Origin of the sequence: Thermovibrio guaymasensis (assembly GCF_003633715.1) — a bacterium.
Classification (GTDB): Bacteria; Aquificota; Aquificia; order Desulfurobacteriales; family Desulfurobacteriaceae; genus Thermovibrio; species Thermovibrio guaymasensis.
The window spans coordinates 890,583-907,084 of the sequence record NZ_RBIE01000001.1 but is presented as its reverse complement, the minus strand read 5'-3'; the positions used below and the strand labels follow the sequence as shown (position 1 = coordinate 907,084).

The 16,502-nt window shown below is 37.7% G+C and carries 15 protein-coding genes and 1 tRNA gene; 13 read left to right on the top strand and 3 right to left on the bottom strand.

What is annotated here, in order from left to right:
* Positions 1–25 precede the first annotated feature (25 nt).
* Together C7457_RS04675 and C7457_RS04670 are read right to left on the bottom strand one after the other, a co-directional pair.
* Positions 26–2,053 carry a peptidoglycan D,D-transpeptidase FtsI family protein gene (locus tag C7457_RS04675; protein WP_121170469.1) on the bottom strand — a complete coding sequence of 676 codons (2,028 nt, stop codon included), beginning with the start codon at positions 2,051–2,053 and terminating at the stop codon, positions 26–28.
* On the bottom strand, positions 2,050–2,322 hold the full coding sequence (locus C7457_RS04670; protein ID WP_121170467.1) for a hypothetical protein: 273 nt from the start codon (positions 2,320–2,322) through the stop codon (positions 2,050–2,052). Before C7457_RS04670 ends, C7457_RS04675 begins: the two co-directional genes overlap by 4 nt.
* Positions 2,323–2,356: 34 nt before the next feature.
* Here C7457_RS04670 and C7457_RS04665 point away from each other — a divergent pair.
* Positions 2,357–2,433: transfer RNA gene (locus C7457_RS04665), tRNA-Arg, on the top strand.
* On the opposite strand, the gene purF is transcribed toward C7457_RS04665, so the two are convergent.
* Entirely contained in the window at positions 2,434–3,822 is a 1,389-nt protein-coding gene (gene purF / locus C7457_RS04660; RefSeq protein WP_121170465.1) for an amidophosphoribosyltransferase, read from the bottom strand.
* 109 nt (positions 3,823–3,931) lie between these two features.
* Here purF and purC point away from each other — a divergent pair, with 109 nt between their 5' ends.
* From purC to C7457_RS04600, 12 genes are all read left to right on the top strand, one after another.
* Positions 3,932–4,657, top strand: coding sequence for a phosphoribosylaminoimidazolesuccinocarboxamide synthase (purC, locus tag C7457_RS04655; RefSeq protein WP_121170463.1), 726 nt, complete (start codon positions 3,932–3,934; stop codon positions 4,655–4,657).
* 80 nt (positions 4,658–4,737) lie between these two features.
* Positions 4,738–5,721, top strand: a complete 984-nt coding sequence (gene trpS / locus C7457_RS04650; RefSeq protein ID WP_170137364.1) for a tryptophan--tRNA ligase — start codon at positions 4,738–4,740, stop codon at positions 5,719–5,721.
* Between the two features lie 112 nt (positions 5,722–5,833).
* Positions 5,834–6,958 (top strand): bifunctional diaminohydroxyphosphoribosylaminopyrimidine deaminase/5-amino-6-(5-phosphoribosylamino)uracil reductase RibD, encoded by a 1,125-nt coding sequence (ribD, locus tag C7457_RS04645; RefSeq protein ID WP_245939584.1) that lies wholly within the window; start codon positions 5,834–5,836, stop codon positions 6,956–6,958.
* Positions 6,959–6,997: 39 nt separating this feature from the next.
* Complete coding sequence (pseC, locus tag C7457_RS04640; RefSeq protein WP_121170459.1) at positions 6,998–8,146, top strand: UDP-4-amino-4,6-dideoxy-N-acetyl-beta-L-altrosamine transaminase; 1,149 nt, start codon at positions 6,998–7,000, stop codon at positions 8,144–8,146.
* Between the two features lie 157 nt (positions 8,147–8,303).
* Positions 8,304–8,726: an IS200/IS605 family transposase gene (gene tnpA, locus C7457_RS04635; RefSeq protein ID WP_121170457.1), complete on the top strand. Its 423-nt coding sequence runs from the start codon at positions 8,304–8,306 to the stop codon at positions 8,724–8,726.
* The gene (locus C7457_RS04630) at positions 8,727–9,908 is read left to right on the top strand and encodes an RNA-guided endonuclease TnpB family protein (RefSeq protein WP_121170455.1); all 1,182 of its coding nucleotides are present in this window, start codon (positions 8,727–8,729) and stop codon (positions 9,906–9,908) included.
* Between the two features lie 122 nt (positions 9,909–10,030).
* Positions 10,031–11,038 carry a UDP-N-acetylglucosamine 4,6-dehydratase (inverting) gene (gene pseB / locus C7457_RS04625; protein ID WP_245939582.1) on the top strand — a complete coding sequence of 336 codons (1,008 nt, stop codon included), beginning with the start codon at positions 10,031–10,033 and terminating at the stop codon, positions 11,036–11,038.
* 87 nt (positions 11,039–11,125) lie between these two features.
* On the top strand, positions 11,126–12,211 hold the full coding sequence (locus C7457_RS04620; protein WP_121170453.1) for an FkbM family methyltransferase: 1,086 nt from the start codon (positions 11,126–11,128) through the stop codon (positions 12,209–12,211).
* A gap of 23 nt (positions 12,212–12,234) precedes the next feature.
* Positions 12,235–13,344 (top strand): Gfo/Idh/MocA family protein, encoded by a 1,110-nt coding sequence (locus tag C7457_RS04615; protein WP_121170451.1) that lies wholly within the window; start codon positions 12,235–12,237, stop codon positions 13,342–13,344.
* A gap of 164 nt (positions 13,345–13,508) precedes the next feature.
* Positions 13,509–14,345 (top strand): cytidylyltransferase domain-containing protein, encoded by an 837-nt coding sequence (locus C7457_RS04610; protein ID WP_121170449.1) that lies wholly within the window; start codon positions 13,509–13,511, stop codon positions 14,343–14,345.
* Positions 14,336–15,352, top strand: a complete 1,017-nt coding sequence (locus C7457_RS04605) for a PseG/SpsG family protein (protein ID WP_121170447.1) — start codon at positions 14,336–14,338, stop codon at positions 15,350–15,352. Before C7457_RS04610 ends, C7457_RS04605 begins: the two co-directional genes overlap by 10 nt.
* The gene (locus C7457_RS04600) at positions 15,324–16,493 is read left to right on the top strand and encodes an ATP-grasp domain-containing protein (protein ID WP_121170445.1); all 1,170 of its coding nucleotides are present in this window, start codon (positions 15,324–15,326) and stop codon (positions 16,491–16,493) included. The genes C7457_RS04605 and C7457_RS04600 overlap by 29 nt, the downstream gene beginning before the upstream one ends.
* The last annotated feature ends 9 nt before the right edge of the window (positions 16,494–16,502 follow it).

The following is a 16,502-nucleotide window of genomic DNA, read 5'->3' as shown; positions in this document are numbered from 1 at the left end:
ACCTGTTTTGATCTTGTGAATTCTACTACTTTTTCTTCTGCTCAAGGCCGTTAGTAAGTATAAAGTCTCTGTTAATTTCGGTATAAGTGATTTCCCCTCCAGGTTTTACCCTATACTCCCTCTTATCCGGCGGTGTCCTTTCGTACAGCAAAACCCTCTGGGCAAGTTCTTTAAAGAGGGGAACCGCAATTTTACTTGCCCAGAGCATATTTTTGGGGACTTTCGGTTCATCTACAGTTACAACGAGAACGTAACGGGGGTTTGTTATAGGGAAGGCACCGGCAAAGGTGGCTGTTATCTTGCTCCTGTTGTAGCCTCCTATTTTAGGGTCGTACTTTACGGCGGTTCCAGTCTTTCCTCCGATGTAGAAGTTAACGAGTTTTGTTCCTACTCCTGTTCCTCCCTCTACAACCATTGTTAAGATCCTTCTCATCACCTTTGAGGTCCTATCAGATATAACCCTCCTTAATTTAACAGGTTGAAACTCTTTAACGACCTTCCCTTTCTCATCAATAACTGCTTTGAGTATCCTAGGTTTGTAGTAAATCCCTCCGTTTACTAAAGTAGAGTAGGCTGCAGCGAGCTGGAGTGTAGTTACCGATATGTTGTGTCCGAAGGAGAGAGTGGCAAAGTCAACGTCCCTCCACTTTTTCCAGTTGCGTAAAATTCCGGGGCTTTCTCCGGGGAGCTCTATCCCCGTCCTCTTACCAAAGCCGAAATTCCTGTAGTACTGGTATAGTTTCCTTTTTCCGAGGAGCTGGGCAACCTGAATTATTCCAACGTTGTCTGAGTACTCGATAATCTCCCAAGCCCTTAGTTTTACGTCCCTTCCGTGGAACTCATTTTTAAAGACTTTGTTTCCCACTTTCATTGTGGGAGGGCAGTGAAAAACTGTATCCTTCGTTATTAAGCCTTCGTTAAGGGCTGCCGCTAGAACGAGAGGCTTCATAACTGAGCCAGGTTCGTAAGGGGAAGTAATGAACCTTGGGATTAGGTGCTTGAGATTCTCCTTTGTCCTCTTTTGGCCGTACTTGTAGTAAGGCCAGGAGGTTGCGGCTAAAACTTCACCGCTGTTAGGGTCCATAAGGACGGCGTTTATAAAGTTTGGATGCCACTTATTTCCATACTTTTCAACTGTCTTTTCAAATATGTACTGTAAGTTCCCGTCTATTGTTAACTCAACGTTGTTCCCCTTTTTTTTCCTTAGGAAAACAGTTGCTTCCTTTCCTAAGTAAACCTTTCCCTGAACGTCCTTTTCTCCTGAGAGTTTTAAGACGTCCCCAGTTATAACGTTTTCCTTTTCAAGGAGGTATTCAAGATTGTAGAGACCTTCTCCAAACTTATTGGTTATCCCAACTACAGTTGAGCCAACTTGGTAGGGGTAAACTCTTACGTACTCTGTTAAAAATCCAATAAGGTCCGGGTGTTTTTTTCTAAACCTGTTCTCTCCAGATAGGGTGTAGTAAATTCTTAGTGCAGTTCTTACTGCCCTTTTAACTTCTTTGGGGTCTTCAGGAACGTCCTTCTTCAGCCAAACAAAGGGAACTTTGATCTTTTTGCCGCTTTTAGTTACAACTACCGTGTACTTCTTTTCATAGGCCTTTCGGAGCTCCTCATCTGAGATAACGGATAGCGGTTTAAGGGTCTCTAAGATTTTGGAAATCCTCTTTTCACCTATCCCCGACTTCTGGGCGTACTGCTCAATTACGGAAGGTTTTCCCTTAATTATTTCCTTAAAGAGCTCCCAGTCTTTAATCTCTGTTGGCCTTAGGTAAAAGGAGATTACTTTTAAGCTCGCTGCAAGTAAACTTCCGTTCCTGTCTAAAATCTCTCCCCTTTCACTTGAGAGTTTAAATATCCCTGTAAACTGGGATGAGGCCAGTTTTAACCACTTTTCCTTGCTAAAGTATGAAAGGTCAAATATCCTCCACGTAAAGATAATTACTAAAAGGAGGCTCATAAAGAAGAAGTAGTTGAGCCTATCTTCTTTAAAGGGTTTGAGGAAGCCGTATAACTTTGAAAGGAGCTCCTTAAAGAGGATAAAAAGCCTCATCTAATGTACTCTACCTCGTCCTCGTTAAAGTCTTTAAGGTTACTGCTATTCTTATCTACCAACTCTGGTCTTACCTTTGAGTAATACTCTACCATTAACCTCGTGTTTTCATCTTTTAAATCCCTAATTTCTGAAACGAGAGAGCTTATCTTCTTCTTCTCTTCCGTACACTTTGACCTTACTTCAATTACTTTGCTAACTACCAAAATGGCGGCTACTGTTGATACTAAGTAGAGTAGGATACAACTGAGCTGAAGGAGTTTACCCATATCCCTTCAAGTCCTATATTATCCTTTAACCTCTGCGCCCGTAGCTCAACCGGATAGAGCACAGGCCTCCGGAGCCTGGGGTTGGGGGTTCAAATCCCCCCGGGCGCGCCACTAATCTTTCTTAGCCTGTTTGATTATCGTTTCGGGAACTTCTATCGGGTAGTCTCCGTCAAAGCAGGCTGTACAGAAGTTTTCCTTACCTCCTCCTGCTGCTTCAATCATTCCCTCAAGGGACAAGTACCCTAAAGAGTCAGCCTCAATGTAGTGGCAGATCTCCTCAACAGAGTGGGAAGAGGCAATTAGTTGCTCTTTAGTGGGAGTGTCAATTCCGAAGTAGCAGGGCCACTTTGTTGGAGGAGAGCTGATCCTCATGTGGACTTCCTTTGCTCCAGCTTCCCTGAGCATCCTTACTATCTTCCTGCTCGTAGTTCCCCTTACTATTGAGTCGTCTATAACTATTACCCTCTTACCTTTAAGTAACTCTGGTACCGGATTTAACTTTACTTTTACTCCTATATCCCTCATCTTCTGTTGGGGCTTTATAAAAGTCCTTCCGACATAGTGGTTCCTAATTAGGGCAAGCTCAAAGGGGATTCCCGACTCCTGGGAGTAACCTAGTGCCGGAACTACTCCAGAGTCTGGGACTGGAACGACTATATCAGCCTCAACTGGGTTCTCCCTGGCAAGTCTCCTTCCAAACTCCTTTCTTACTTCGTAAACGCTTCTCCCAAATATTTTGCTGTCCGGCCTTGCAAAGTAGACAAACTCAAAGATACACTGGGATTTCCTTGCTCCTTCTGAGCCGGGAATCCTGTAGCTCCTCATCTGACCGTTTTCAATCAAGACTATTTCTCCCGGCTCAACGTCCCTTATGTACTTAGCTCCAATCAGGTCAAATGCACAGGTCTCTGAGGCAAAGACTGGACTTCCATCAAGTTCACCCATACACAGTGGCCTGAATCCCCAAGGATCCCTAATCGCTATTAATTTCTTGTTGGTCATAACAAGGAGGGAGTAGGCTCCTTTGAGCTTACCTAAGGCATCCATTAGTTTGTCAAGGAACTTCTTTTTCTTAGACTTGACTATTAGGTGAACTATAACTTCTGAATCGGAAGTTCCCCTAAATATTGAACCTTCCTCTTCCAGTTCTTCCCTCAGTTTAAGAGCGTTTACCAGGTTTCCGTTGTGGGCTATAGCCATCTGTCCGTTTTTAAAGGAGACAACTATCGGCTGAATGTTATCTGGCGAGTCTGAAGCTCCTGAAGTTGAATATCTGTTGTGGCCCACGGCTACGTGTCCGGTAAGTCTCTTTAAGTTTTCATCCTTAAATACGGATGAGACTAGACCAAAGTCCCTGTGGTAGGCGATTCTATTTCCATCGGTTACTGCAATTCCGGCGCTCTCCTGTCCCCTGTGCTGAAGAGCGTAGAGACCAAGGTAAGTATAGTAAGCTGCGTTTGGGTTGTTGTATATTCCAAAAACTCCGCAGTACTCTTTCATCTTTAAGCCCTCACGAGGAATCCTTGTAGAGCTGTAAATTATACACCGGTTATGCTTTTTCCTTTATAATTTTCAGTGATTAAACTAACTAAGTAAAGGAGAAAGGATTATGGAAAAGAGAGAAAAGCTCTACGAAGGGAAAGCAAAGGTTCTCTATAAAACCGATAGTGATAACCTCCTTGTTGCCTACTTTAAAGATGACACTACGGCCTTTGATGGAGCTAAGAAGGAAGTCCTTGAGGATAAGGGCGTGATAAACTGTGCCATCTCAACAGTTATATTTAAGTACCTTGAAAAGCACGGAATAAAGACCCACTTTGTTGAAAGGCTATCTCCAAGGGAGATGCTTGTAAAGAAGTGTGAGATTATTCCAGTTGAAGTAGTAGTTAGAAACGTTGCTGCCGGCAGTTTCTCAAGGAGGTATGGAGTAGAGGAGGGAACTCCTTTAAAGGAGCCTTTAGTTGAATACTTCTACAAGAACGATCAGCTTCACGACCCGATGGTCTGTCCAAATCACGTTTACCTCTTTGGTTGGGCTACGAGGGAGGAGCTCGGTCAGATGACAAAGACCGCCCTTGAAGTAAACGGGCTCCTTAAGAAGTTCTTTGACGAGATAGACATTCAGCTTGTTGACTTTAAGCTGGAGTTTGGAAGGTGCAACGGTGAAATCCTTTTAGCAGACGAGATCACTCCAGACTCATGCCGTCTCTGGGATAAGTCTTCAGGTGAAGTACTTGATAAGGATAGGTTCAGGAAGGAAATGGGTAAGGTAGTTGAAAGTTATAAAGAGGTTTATAGGAGAATAATGGACAGGTACGAGGAGGTTGAGGAGTAAGTATGGAGAAGAAGCTTATCCTCTCAAACGTTGACAAAGAAATGAAAATAGCCCTTGAGAAGTACGAAGAGCCTAAGGATATAAAGAGAGTTCTCTCTGGAATGAGGCCGACTGGGAAGTTACACCTTGGAAATTACTTTGGAGCTCTAAAACCGTGGCTGGAGCTCCAGGATAGGGCAGAGAGCTTCTTCTTCATAGCCGACTGGCACGCAATAACTACCTCTTACCAAGATACGAGAGATTTGGCCGAAAATACGGTTCAGATGATGGCCGACTGGCTTGCCTGCGGTCTTACTCCCGAAAAGAGTACACTCTTCGTTCAGAGCTGGATTAAAGAACACGCAGAGCTCCACCTGCTCCTTTCAATGATTACTCCCGTCAGGTGGCTTGAGAGGAACCCGACCTACAAAGAGATGATGGAGAACCTCAAGGACAGGGAAATTGCAACTTACGGTTTTCTAGGCTATCCTGTTCTGCAGACTGCCGATATAGTTCTCTACGATGCCGATACTGTTCCGGTTGGAATAGACCAGCTTCCTCACCTGGAGCTCTCCAGGGAAATTGTAAGGAGGTTTAACAGGTTCTTCGGGGAGCTCTTGGTTGAGCCTAGGCCTTACCTTTCTGAAGCTCCTAAGCTTCCCGGCCTTGACGGTAGGAAGATGAGTAAGTCCTATGGGAACTGTATTTACCTTTCAGACTCTAAGGAAGAAGTTGAGAAGAAAGTTCGTTCAATGGTTACTGATCCTGCAAGGGTGAGGAAGACAGATCCTGGCCATCCTGAAGTTTGCACAGTTTACGCCTACCATAAAATGTTTACTCCCGAAGAGAAGGTTAAAGAGATTGAGGAGGCCTGCAGGAAGGGAGAAATAGGATGCGTTCAGTGTAAGAAACTCCTTGCTCAGAATATCAACTCCTTCCTTGAACCGATAAGGAGTAAAAGGGAGGAGCTCCTATCAGATAGGGATTCTCTAATTGATATCTTTAGAGAGGGCTCAAAGAGGGCTTCTGAGATTGCCAGGAAAAAGATGAAAGAGATTAAGAAGGCGGTGAACTTCCTTGTGTAAAGGACTTAAGAAGCCGGTAGGTAAACAGATAGGGATTTTTATCTTCCTCGTTGGCCTTCTGATTTTTTACGTTTATTACCACTTAAAAGGTTTTTAATAAAAGGAGCTCCCTTTGTGGGTTGAACTGACAAAAGATGAATGGTTTATGAAGTTAGCTCTCTCTGAAGGTTATAAGGGAAAGGGAAAAACACTTCCAAACCCTGCCGTTGGTGCAGTTGTTGTTAAAGATGGTAAGGTAATTTCAACCGGATACCACGAGAGGGCAGGTTTGCCCCACGCTGAGAGGATTGCTCTTGAAAGAGCAGGGAAGGAAGCAAAGGGAGCTACCCTTTATGTTACTTTAGAACCCTGCAACCATTACGGAAGGACTCCTCCCTGTACAGAAGCCATAATCTCGGCGGGGATAAAAAAGGTTGTTATAGGCGTTAGGGATCCAAACCCTGTAGCTTCCGGTGGAATTGAAAGGTTAAAGAGGGCAGGTATAGAGGTTGAAGTAGGAGTTCTTGAAAGGGAGTGTTTTGAGCTCATAGAGGACTTTGTCTTTAACTTAAAAAGTCCTCGTCCGTTCGTTTCACTGAAACTAGCTTCAACCCTCGACGGAGCAATTGCCGATAAGGAAGGAAACTCAAAGTGGATAACAGGCAAAGAGGCAAGAGCTTACGTTCATAAACTTCGCTCTTACTACAACGCTGTAATGGTAGGAATAGGAACGGTTCTGAAAGACGATCCTCTTCTTACTGTTAGAGAATATCCTGTTGAAAAACAACCCTTTGCAGTTGTTGTTGATCCTACCTTAAAAATTCCTACTAACTGTCGATTAGTTAAAGAGAGGGCATCGGAGCTGGTTGTCATAACTGATCAGAGCTCTCTTCTAACCTACAAAGCTGGAATTTTGAAAGATTTGGGGGTCAAGCTACTTCCGGTTTTCGGGGTTGAGGGAGTTATAGATTTGACGGAGGCTTTAACCTCCTTAAAAGAGGAGCTGGGAGTATACTCGGTTCTATGTGAAGGAGGCAGCAGCTTGGCAGGATATCTCCTTGAAAATTCCAATGTTGATAAGTTCTATGTTTTTTATGCTCCTAAAGTTTTAATGGGTAGAGACTTTATTCCTATATTTAGAGGTAGCTCACGTAAGCTTTGTGAAATTTTCAACTTTAGCCTTTTCTCAATTGAAACTTATGGTCAGGATATTGTTTTTAAGCTTTATAGAAAGGAAATTGTTAAAAATATCATTTGATAAAGAGTTGCTGCTTACGTCGGAGGATTTGTAAAAGAGATGATTCCTTATGGGAGACAATGGATTGACGATGAAGATATAAATGCTGTTATTGATGTTTTAAAGACAGATTTTATTACCCAAGGATCTAGAATTAGGGAATTTGAAAGTTTATTAGCAGAATACTTAGGAGCTAAGTATGCTGTTGTTTTTAACTCTGGTACATCTGCTCTTCATGCAGCTTACTTTGCTGTAGGATTAGAGCAGGGAGACGAATTTATAACATCTCCTTTAACCTTTGTTGCAACTTCAAATGCAGGACTTTTTTTAGGAGCAAGACCTGTTTTTTGTGATGTTGAGATGGATACTGGTAATCTAAATGTTGAGCTTTTGGAAGAAAAGATAACTTCTCGAACTAAATTGATAGTACCTGTTCATTATGCAGGTCATCCGTGTGATATGGAAAAAGTAAAAGAGGTTGCTGATAAGTATGGACTTCATATAGTTGAGGATGCTTGTCATGCTTTAGGGGCAAAATATAGAAATTTTAAGATAGGAAGTTGTAAATATTCAGATGCTACTGTTTTTAGTTTTCATCCAGTTAAACACATAACAACGGGGGAAGGAGGGGCTGTATTAACTAATAGACAGGATATTTATGAAAAACTTTTGATGTTTAGAAATCATGGAATAACTAAAGATAAAAGAAAATTTATTAATCATTGGGAAGGAGAATGGTATTACGAAATGCATTTTTTGGGATTTAACTATCGTATGAGTGATATTCAGGCAACTCTTGGAATTTCTCAACTCAAAAAACTTGATAAATTTGTTAAGAAAAGAAGAAAAATTGCAAAAACTTATAATGAAGCTTTCAGGAGTAATTTTTATTTTGAAATTCCTCCGGAAAAGGACTATGTGTATCATGCTTACCACTTATATCCCATAAAGGTAAAAGATAGGGAAAAAAGAAAGGAGGTTTTTGATCTCCTAAGGAGAAAAGGATTAGGTGTTCAGGTTCATTATATACCAGTTTATTTTCATCCTTTTTATCAAAAATTAGGGTATTTCAGAGGTGAATGTCCGGTGGCAGAGGAATTTTATGAGAGAGAAATAAGTTTGCCTATATATCCTCGTATGACTGATAAAGATGTATATTATATCTTGGAAATAGTTGAGGGAGTTTTCAGGGAAATTTATGAAAACTAGAAATAAGCTAAATCTTATTTAGGATAAATTTTGCGTTAATCCTCTCCTTTTCAAAGGAGAGATACAGCGCACGGCGTAAGCCGTTATGTAACTATGTGTCAGTTACGAATAAGCGCTATCTCTTTGCTTTTTCATGTGAGCGTGATATACAATCTGTATGGGAAAATCAAACTTGAAATCCAACATAAGAAGAGGGAGAACCTGCGTATATAACTGCAATTACCACATAGTATTTTCAACTAAATACAGGCAAAAAGTTTTAACTCCTGAAGTGGAAGATTTCCTCAAGAGAGTGATGGTAGAAAGCGGAATAGAGAAAGGTTTTGAAGTAGCGATGGTAGAAGTAGGAGAGCAAGACCACGTTTACATCCTTGTATCAGCACATCCGAAAATAGCTCCTTCATACATAGTAAAGATGGTAAAGGGAATAAGCACAAGAAAACTGTTTTTAAAATTTCCAGAGCTTAAAAAGAAACTGTGGAAAGGACATTTGTGGAATCCGTCTTACTATATAGAAACAATAGGTTCAAATTCTGAGGATGTGATACGCAAATATTTAGAGAACCAGAAGAGGAAATAGATGCTCTACGTTTACAGATTCAGGCTTTATCCTACGAAAGAGCAGGTAGAGTTTCTAAACCGCCAGATAGGACACTGCAGGTTTGTATACAATAAGCTCCTTGAGATAGCAAAAGAAAACTACGAGAAAGAAGGTAAGAAGTGGAACTACTACGAATACAAAAAACTACTTCCAAAACTTAAAGGAGAATCCCCTTTTCTCAAAGAAGCAAACACTCAATCACTTCAAGAAGCGGTAAAGTGGCTTGATAGAGCTTTTAAGAACTTCTTTAAAGGACTTGCAAAATTTCCCAAATTCAAGAGCAAAAAGAGTGTAAACAGCATATCAATACCACAACACTTTCGCATAGAGGGAAACAAAATCAAAATACCAAAACTCAAAACACCAATAAAGTTCAAAAAGCACAGGAAGATAGAAGGAAAAGTAAGGAGCGTTTCCATAACAAAACTTCCATCGGGTAAGTTCTATCTTAATGTTCTCGTTGACAGGGAAATAGAACCACTTTCGAAAACGGAGAATGTAGTAGCGATAGATGTAGGACTTACCCACTTCTGTACCTTATCAACGGGAGAGAAAATAGAAAACCCAAGACACTTACTAAAAACAGAAGAGAAACTCCAAAAGCTCCAAAGGAAGCTATCAAGGAAGGTAAAAGGGAGCAAGAAATATCTCAAGCTCCAAAGGAGGATAGCAAAGTTACACGAAAAGATAGTAAATCAGAGGAACGATTTTCTCCATAAGCTAAGCAAGAAAATAATCGGCGATAACCAAGCCGTGATAGTAGAGGATTTAAACGTCAAGGGACTACTCAAAAACAGCAACTTTTCCAAACACATAGCAGACGCAAGCTGGAGAAGGTTTATCTCTTATCTGGAGTATAAAGCGAAGCTCTACGGTAGGAAGCTCATCAAGATAAACCTGTTTTATCCCTCATCAAAACTCTACTCTGTGTGTGGATACAAGAACGAGAACCTCAAGTTGTCTGATAGGAAGTGGAAGTGTCCCAAGTGTGGAGCAGAACACGATAGGGATTACAATGCACCCCTGAACCTGCTAAAGGAAGGACTAAAACAGTTAAAGGGGTTGCTCACCATACGAGTGGTAGGGCTGGAACGGCCCGAGCTTACGCCCGTGGAGAGAGCTAACGCCCTCGTTGAAGCGGGAAACTCCTCATTGAAATGAGGAGTAGTTCACTTTCATAAAGAGTATAATTGAGAAGATGTTAGTAAGAGAAAAAGATAAATATTTTCAAATTAAAATTTGATATTGGTAGATTAGTTTAAATCTAATCGAGGAGGTAGATTGTGAGTATCGATAATAAAGTGATTCTAATAACCGGAGGTACAGGTTCTTTTGGTAAAGCGTTTGCGAAAAAGATTTTGGAAGATTTTAATCCTAAAAAGGTAATTATTTACTCCAGGGATGAGTATAAACAGTACTGGATGCAACAGGAATTTAAGAAACATATAGAAAAATTGCGGTTTTTTATAGGGGATGTTAGAGATAAGGAGCGTCTTTATAGGGCTTTTGATGGAGTTGATATAGTCATTCATGCTGCTGCTTTAAAACATGTTCCTTTAATGGAGTATAATCCTATAGAAGCTGTTAAAACAAATATTTATGGAGCTGAGAATGTGATAAATGCTGCTATTGATAGGGGTGTGGAAAAGGTTGTTGCGCTTTCTACGGATAAAGCAGTTAATCCTATTAATCTTTATGGAGCAACAAAGTTAGTTGCGGATAAACTTTTTATAGCTGCAAATGCTTATGCTGGTGGAAAAAAAACTTCTTTTTCTATTGTTAGATATGGGAATGTTGCAGGCAGTAGAGGTTCTGTTATTCCATTTTTTATGAGCCTTGTGAATAAAGGAAAAAAAGAACTTCCAATTACTGATTTTAGAATGACTAGATTTTGGATAACTTTGGAAGAAGGAGTAGCTCTCGTTTTAAGAGCTTTAAAGGATTCCTTAGGTGGAGAAATTTTTGTTGCAAAAATTCCTTCTTTTAGGATTGTTGATTTAGCTAAAGCTATATGTCCTGATTGTAAGTTAGTTAAAGTTGGAATACGACCAGGAGAAAAGCTTCATGAGATTATGATAACTGAAGAAGACGCAAGAACAACATATGATTTTGGCGATTATTATGTTATTTATCCTTCTATCAATTGGAAAAAGAAAAGTGGAGCATTTACTAAAGGAGCTAAAAAGGTTCCTGAAGGATTTAAATATTCTTCTGATAGAAATGAAAAATGGCTTTCTATTGAAGAGCTTAAAGAAAAATTGGAACTTTTGAAAAGAAATATAAAGTTTTAAATTTTTGCGTACTGTAAGCTAGTAGGTATAACAATTGAATAACGAAAGTTTTAGTGAAAAACTAAAAACAGCTTTTTGAGGACAATAATGGAAGTAGCTATATACGGCGCAGGGAAGCTTGGAAAGAAGCTATATTCGGTTTTAAAGAAGAGAGGTATAAATATAGATCAGTATTCAGGAAGAAATTCTCTAGGGGATGTACCAATTTACAAGTTAGAGGATGCTCCAAAGAATGTAGTTGTTTATGTTTCTGTTTTGGAGGTTCCCTATAAAGTTCCTAAAGTAATAAAGGAAATAGTTGGAGATAGATATCTGTTTTCTTCACAAATATTGAAAGATTATGGATTTACTAAAGTAATTAATTTTACTGAATGGTTAAAAGAATTTCCTGAATTTTTTAAACTATTCTTAGAAGATGAACATCTTTGGTGGAGAAAAGAAAGAAAAAGGATGTTAAACTATGAAAAACTTCGTAAAGTAGAAGATATTTTAGCAGATGAGCAAAGTAAAAAATTCTTAGAAAGAATAATAAATTTTAGAGAAAATTTTTCCTATGAGTCTTATTTGTTTCCTTCAAAGGAGATTTTGTATTTCCCAATGGGTATAATTCCGAGAAGTTGGAAAAAAATAAAATTTGTGGATGTTGGAAGTTTTATAGGAGATACACTTCCTTGGCTATTTTATATTTATGGCGAGAAAGTGGAATCTATAGTATGTTTTGAACCTGGAAGGGAAAATATACATATTTTGAATAAAACGATAAAATGTTTAAAGAACTTATATCCAAGAACGGATTTTACTGTCATTCCTGCTGCAGTGTGGAGTTCTCCTGGATATGCAGGCTTTGATTCGGCAGGCTCCTCATCAAGGATATCTAATGTTTCGTCAGAAAATATTGTTCCTCTTGTAACCCTTGATGAAATACTAAAAGGTTCAGCTCCTACATACATAAAAATGGATGTAGAGGGAGCAGAAATGGAAGCTCTTAAAGGTGCAAAGGAAGTAATTAAAAAAGAGAAACCTTATTTAGCTGTATCTATTTATCATCGTCCTGAAGATTTGTGGGAAATACCGCTTTTAATAAGTAAGGAGTTTTCCTTTTATAAACTTTATATAAGAGTTCACGGGCATTTTGGGTTAGAGACTGTACTCTATTGTGTTCCTAAAAATTAAAGTTTTTATGGAGGAATTATCCATTGTTTAGATTAGGTATTTTGGGAGGTGGATTAAACTCAGTTGTAGGCTATACCCACTTTGTTGCTAGTCAAATGGATAAGAGATTTAAAGTAGTCTCAGGAGTTTTCAGTAGAAATTTAGAAATAAATAAGAAGACTGCAGAATTCTGGGATGTAGAACGTTTCTATAACTCCTTTGAAGAATTTATAGAGAAAGAAAAAAAAAGATTGGATGCAGTGTCTGTTTTACTTCCAACGCCTGATCATTTTAGGGTAGTTAAAAAACTATTGGAGAATGATATTCCTGTTATATGTGAAAAGCCTTTATTTTCTTCTTTAGAAGAATTAATAAAGTTAGAAAATGAGGTAGACTTAAATGATAAATTCCTTGTAATTACTTACAATTATATAGCGTATCCTATTCTTTGTGAATTAAAAAGGATGATTTCAGAGGGTATCTTCGGAAAAGTCATCAATATCCATCTTGAGATGCCTCAAGAAAGCTTTCTAAGACCCCCAAAATCTGTTGATTATCCTCCTGTATGGAGAAAAAAAGATGGTAACATACCTGTTATACTGCTTGATCTTGCGTCTCATCTTTTAAGTCTCTCTAAATATCTTACTGGAAAAAGGATAAAATCTGTTTATTCTGTGCTTAAATCTTTTTCTTCTTACAACGTTGTTGATGAAGTAAAGGTGATATTGGACTATGAAGATGAAGCAACAGGTTTTCTATGGGTTAGTAAAGTTGCATTTGGAAATAGGAATGGCCTAAAAGTTTCTATTTACGGTACGAAGGCATCAGCTGTTTGGATTCAGGAGGAACCGGAGAAACTATATGTAAACTATAGGAACGGGAAAAAATGTATTTTGGATAGAGGAGCTAACCTTGAGATTTCGAAGGTAAGACTATACAATAGAATGACACCTGGACATCCGGCAGGATTTATAGAAGCGTTTGCTAATCTTTATTATGAGATAGCAGATGCTTTAGAGAATTATTTAAAGGGTAAACCTTATTCTGTGAATCCCGTCATATGGACATTTAAGGATGAAAAGGAGAGTTTTAAAGTGCTTGATGCAATTGTTAAATCTTCAATAATTAATAATAAAGTGGAGATAAAATATTGAGAAAAAATAGGGAGATATCGTCTATTACTTGGACTTTTCCAGGGAGAAAAGATAAATTTTGATTAGGATAATCCTGTACTGTCTTGATAAAGAATGGATAAATTCATTTTGATTTACGGCGATGGGAAGTAACACTGCGTAAAATTTGAGAGGTTAGATATAGTATGAGATTAGCGGCAATTGTTCAGGCAAGAACTACATCAACAAGATTTCCTAAAAAAGTTTTAAAAGATCTTCCATATGGTAGTGGGGTCACTGTACTGGAACAAGTTATAAGAAGATTAAAGAAATCGAATATGCTTGATGAAATAATAGTTGCAACTACAGTCAATCCTGAAGATGATCCTATAGTTGAAATTTCAAGAAAGGAAGATGTAAAATGCTTTAGAGGTAGTGAAAAAGACGTGCTTGAGAGGTATTATCAATGTGCTAGGAAAAACAATATAGATATAATAGCAAGAATTACAAGTGATTGTCCTTGCATTGATTGGAATATTGTAGATAAAGCTATTAGTAAACTATTAAAGGATAACTTAGATTATGTTGGAGTAGAAAGGAGTTATCCTCATGGATGTGGAGATGTAGAAGTTTTCACTTTCTCTACTTTGGAATTAGCTCATAGAGAAGCTAATAGAGATTTTGAGAGAGAGCATGTGTGTCCTTATATTTATAAAACAGCGCCACAAAAATTCAGAATAGCGCTAATGAAAGCAGAAACTTCTCTTTATGCACCTGACATACGTGTTACTTTAGATACTCCTGAGGATTATGCTTTGTTATGTGCCGTTTTTGAGTATCTTTATCCACAAAAGAAATTTTTCACTACGAAAGATATTATAGAGTTATTCCTAAAGAAACCATGGTTAAAACTAATTAATCACAGGGTTATTCAGAAGAAGATTTATGACTCTTTTGAAGAAGAACTGGAAGAAGCAGTGAAAATACTTGAATTACAAGAACTAAATAGAGTGAAAAGGTTCTTGGAGGAAAATTGCAAGTAGCAATTCTAACTGAAGGAGGAGAAAAAAGGGGATTGGGGCATGTCATTAGATGTTCAGCTATTTACGAAGCTTTTATAGAGATTGGAATAAAACCTGTTGTATATATTGATTTAAGTGATAAAATATATTATAAAACTCTTGAATTCAAAGAAGTGAATTGGTTGGAAAATAAAGAAGTTTTAAAAACTTTGGAAAACTTTGATATTGTAATTGTTGATAGTTATATTGCAGATTATGACCTATATGAAGAAATTTCAAGCAAAGTTAAAATTCCTGTATTCTTAGATGATAATGCTAGAATAGATTATCCTAGAGGAATAATTGTTAATTTTTCTTTATGTGCTGAAAAAATCTTTGAGAATAGAAAAAATGAGTCAAATTACTACCTGTTGGGTCCTCAATATATACCTATAAGAAAAGCCTTTCTTGAAATTTCTAAAATTCGAAAAGATAAAAAAGATAGGATAAATCAGATATTTCTTATGTTTGGTGGAACAGATGTGATTAATTTATCTGCTAAAGTTCTAAAGCTACTAAAGGAAAATACTTTCTCTTCGTTCAGAAAGGTAGTAGTAACTGGTAGCAGGAAGATAGCTATTGATATTCGTCAGAACTTTCCTGATGTGGAAGTTCTATTAAATCCAGATCCGGGAGTGCTTGCTAGAAAAATGGCCATGAGTGATTTAGCGATATCGGCTGCCGGCATGACCCTTTACGAACTTGCATATTTGCAGATTCCTACTATTGCTATTTGCGTAGCTGACAATCAGAGAAGAGGTTTGTATGAATTCGTGAATAAAGGCTATTTAAAAGAGTATTTAAGTTACGAAGATCCATTGTTACTAAGTAAAATAAGGTCTAGCCTTCATTTTATGATGAGTAATTATACTAAAGTAAGGAGAAGATCCTTAATAGGTAGAAATATTGTTGATGGTCGTGGAAGTAAAAGATTAGTTAATAAACTAGTGAGGTTCTATCGTGAAAAAAGCATTGATACTAGGAGGTAGTCACAGAGATATTCCTCTTATTATGGCAGCTAAAAAATTGGGATATTTTGTCATAACTCTAGGAAATAGAGATTATTATGTGGGACATATGTTCTCTGATAAAAGCTATAAAATAGACTTTAATGATTTAGATAAGGTTTCAGCGATAGTTATGGATGAAAAAGTTGATGTTTTAATTCCCGGATGCGGAGAAAAGGCTTTAATAAATACGATAATTTTAGGGAAAAAACACAAAATAGGAAATTTTGATAGTTTGAATGTGATTAATATAATTCATAATAAATGGAATTTTAAGAAGTTTTGCTTAACAAACAATATTTTAGTGCCAAAAGGAGTGAAAGTTTCTTCTATTGAAGAAATAGATGCTATTAATATTTCTTTTCCCTGTATAGTCAAGCCTCTTTGTCTTTCTGGAGGTAGGGGTGTTTCTGTAGCTAAAGACAGGAACGCTTTAAAAAAAGCCATAAAACTTGCTCAAGAAACTTCTCAAGAAAAGGAAGTCCTAGTAGAAGAATTCATAGATGGCAAGCTCATAGCTTATTCGGTTTTTGTAAAAGATCACGATATTGCCTTTGATTTTGTAGCAAAAGATGATGTTTACTTAAATAAGTTTTTAATAACAACGGCTTATCCAATAAAAATAAATAATAGTTCATTGGGAATACTAAGAGAAAACGTAAAGAAGATTATTCAGCTTTTAGGTTTGAAAGATGGTCCTTTCCATTTGCAGGTTATCCTAAAGAACAATATTCCTTACATTATTGATGTTTCTAGAAGGATACCAGGGGATCTTTTCCCTTATCTAATTGAATTTTCGACTGGGATAAAATATTCGGAGGCGACTGTTAAGGCTTTTATTGGTGATAGGATAGAGTATTCGTTGCTTGTAGCAAGCAGAAAGAGATTTGTAGTTAGACATTGTTTAATGGCATCAAGAAACGGCGTATTGAAAGAAATATTTGTTGATAGTTCCCTGAAAAGGAAAATTATCTATAAAATTCAATTAATGAATATAGGGACAGAAATAAAAGATTATCTTAGAAATCAAGTTGGGATATATTTTTTTGATTTTGAGTCAGAGAAAGAAATGATTGAAGTCGTTCAGAGGATAAATGAATTAGTTTTCCCAGTTGTAGTTTAAGTAAACTAG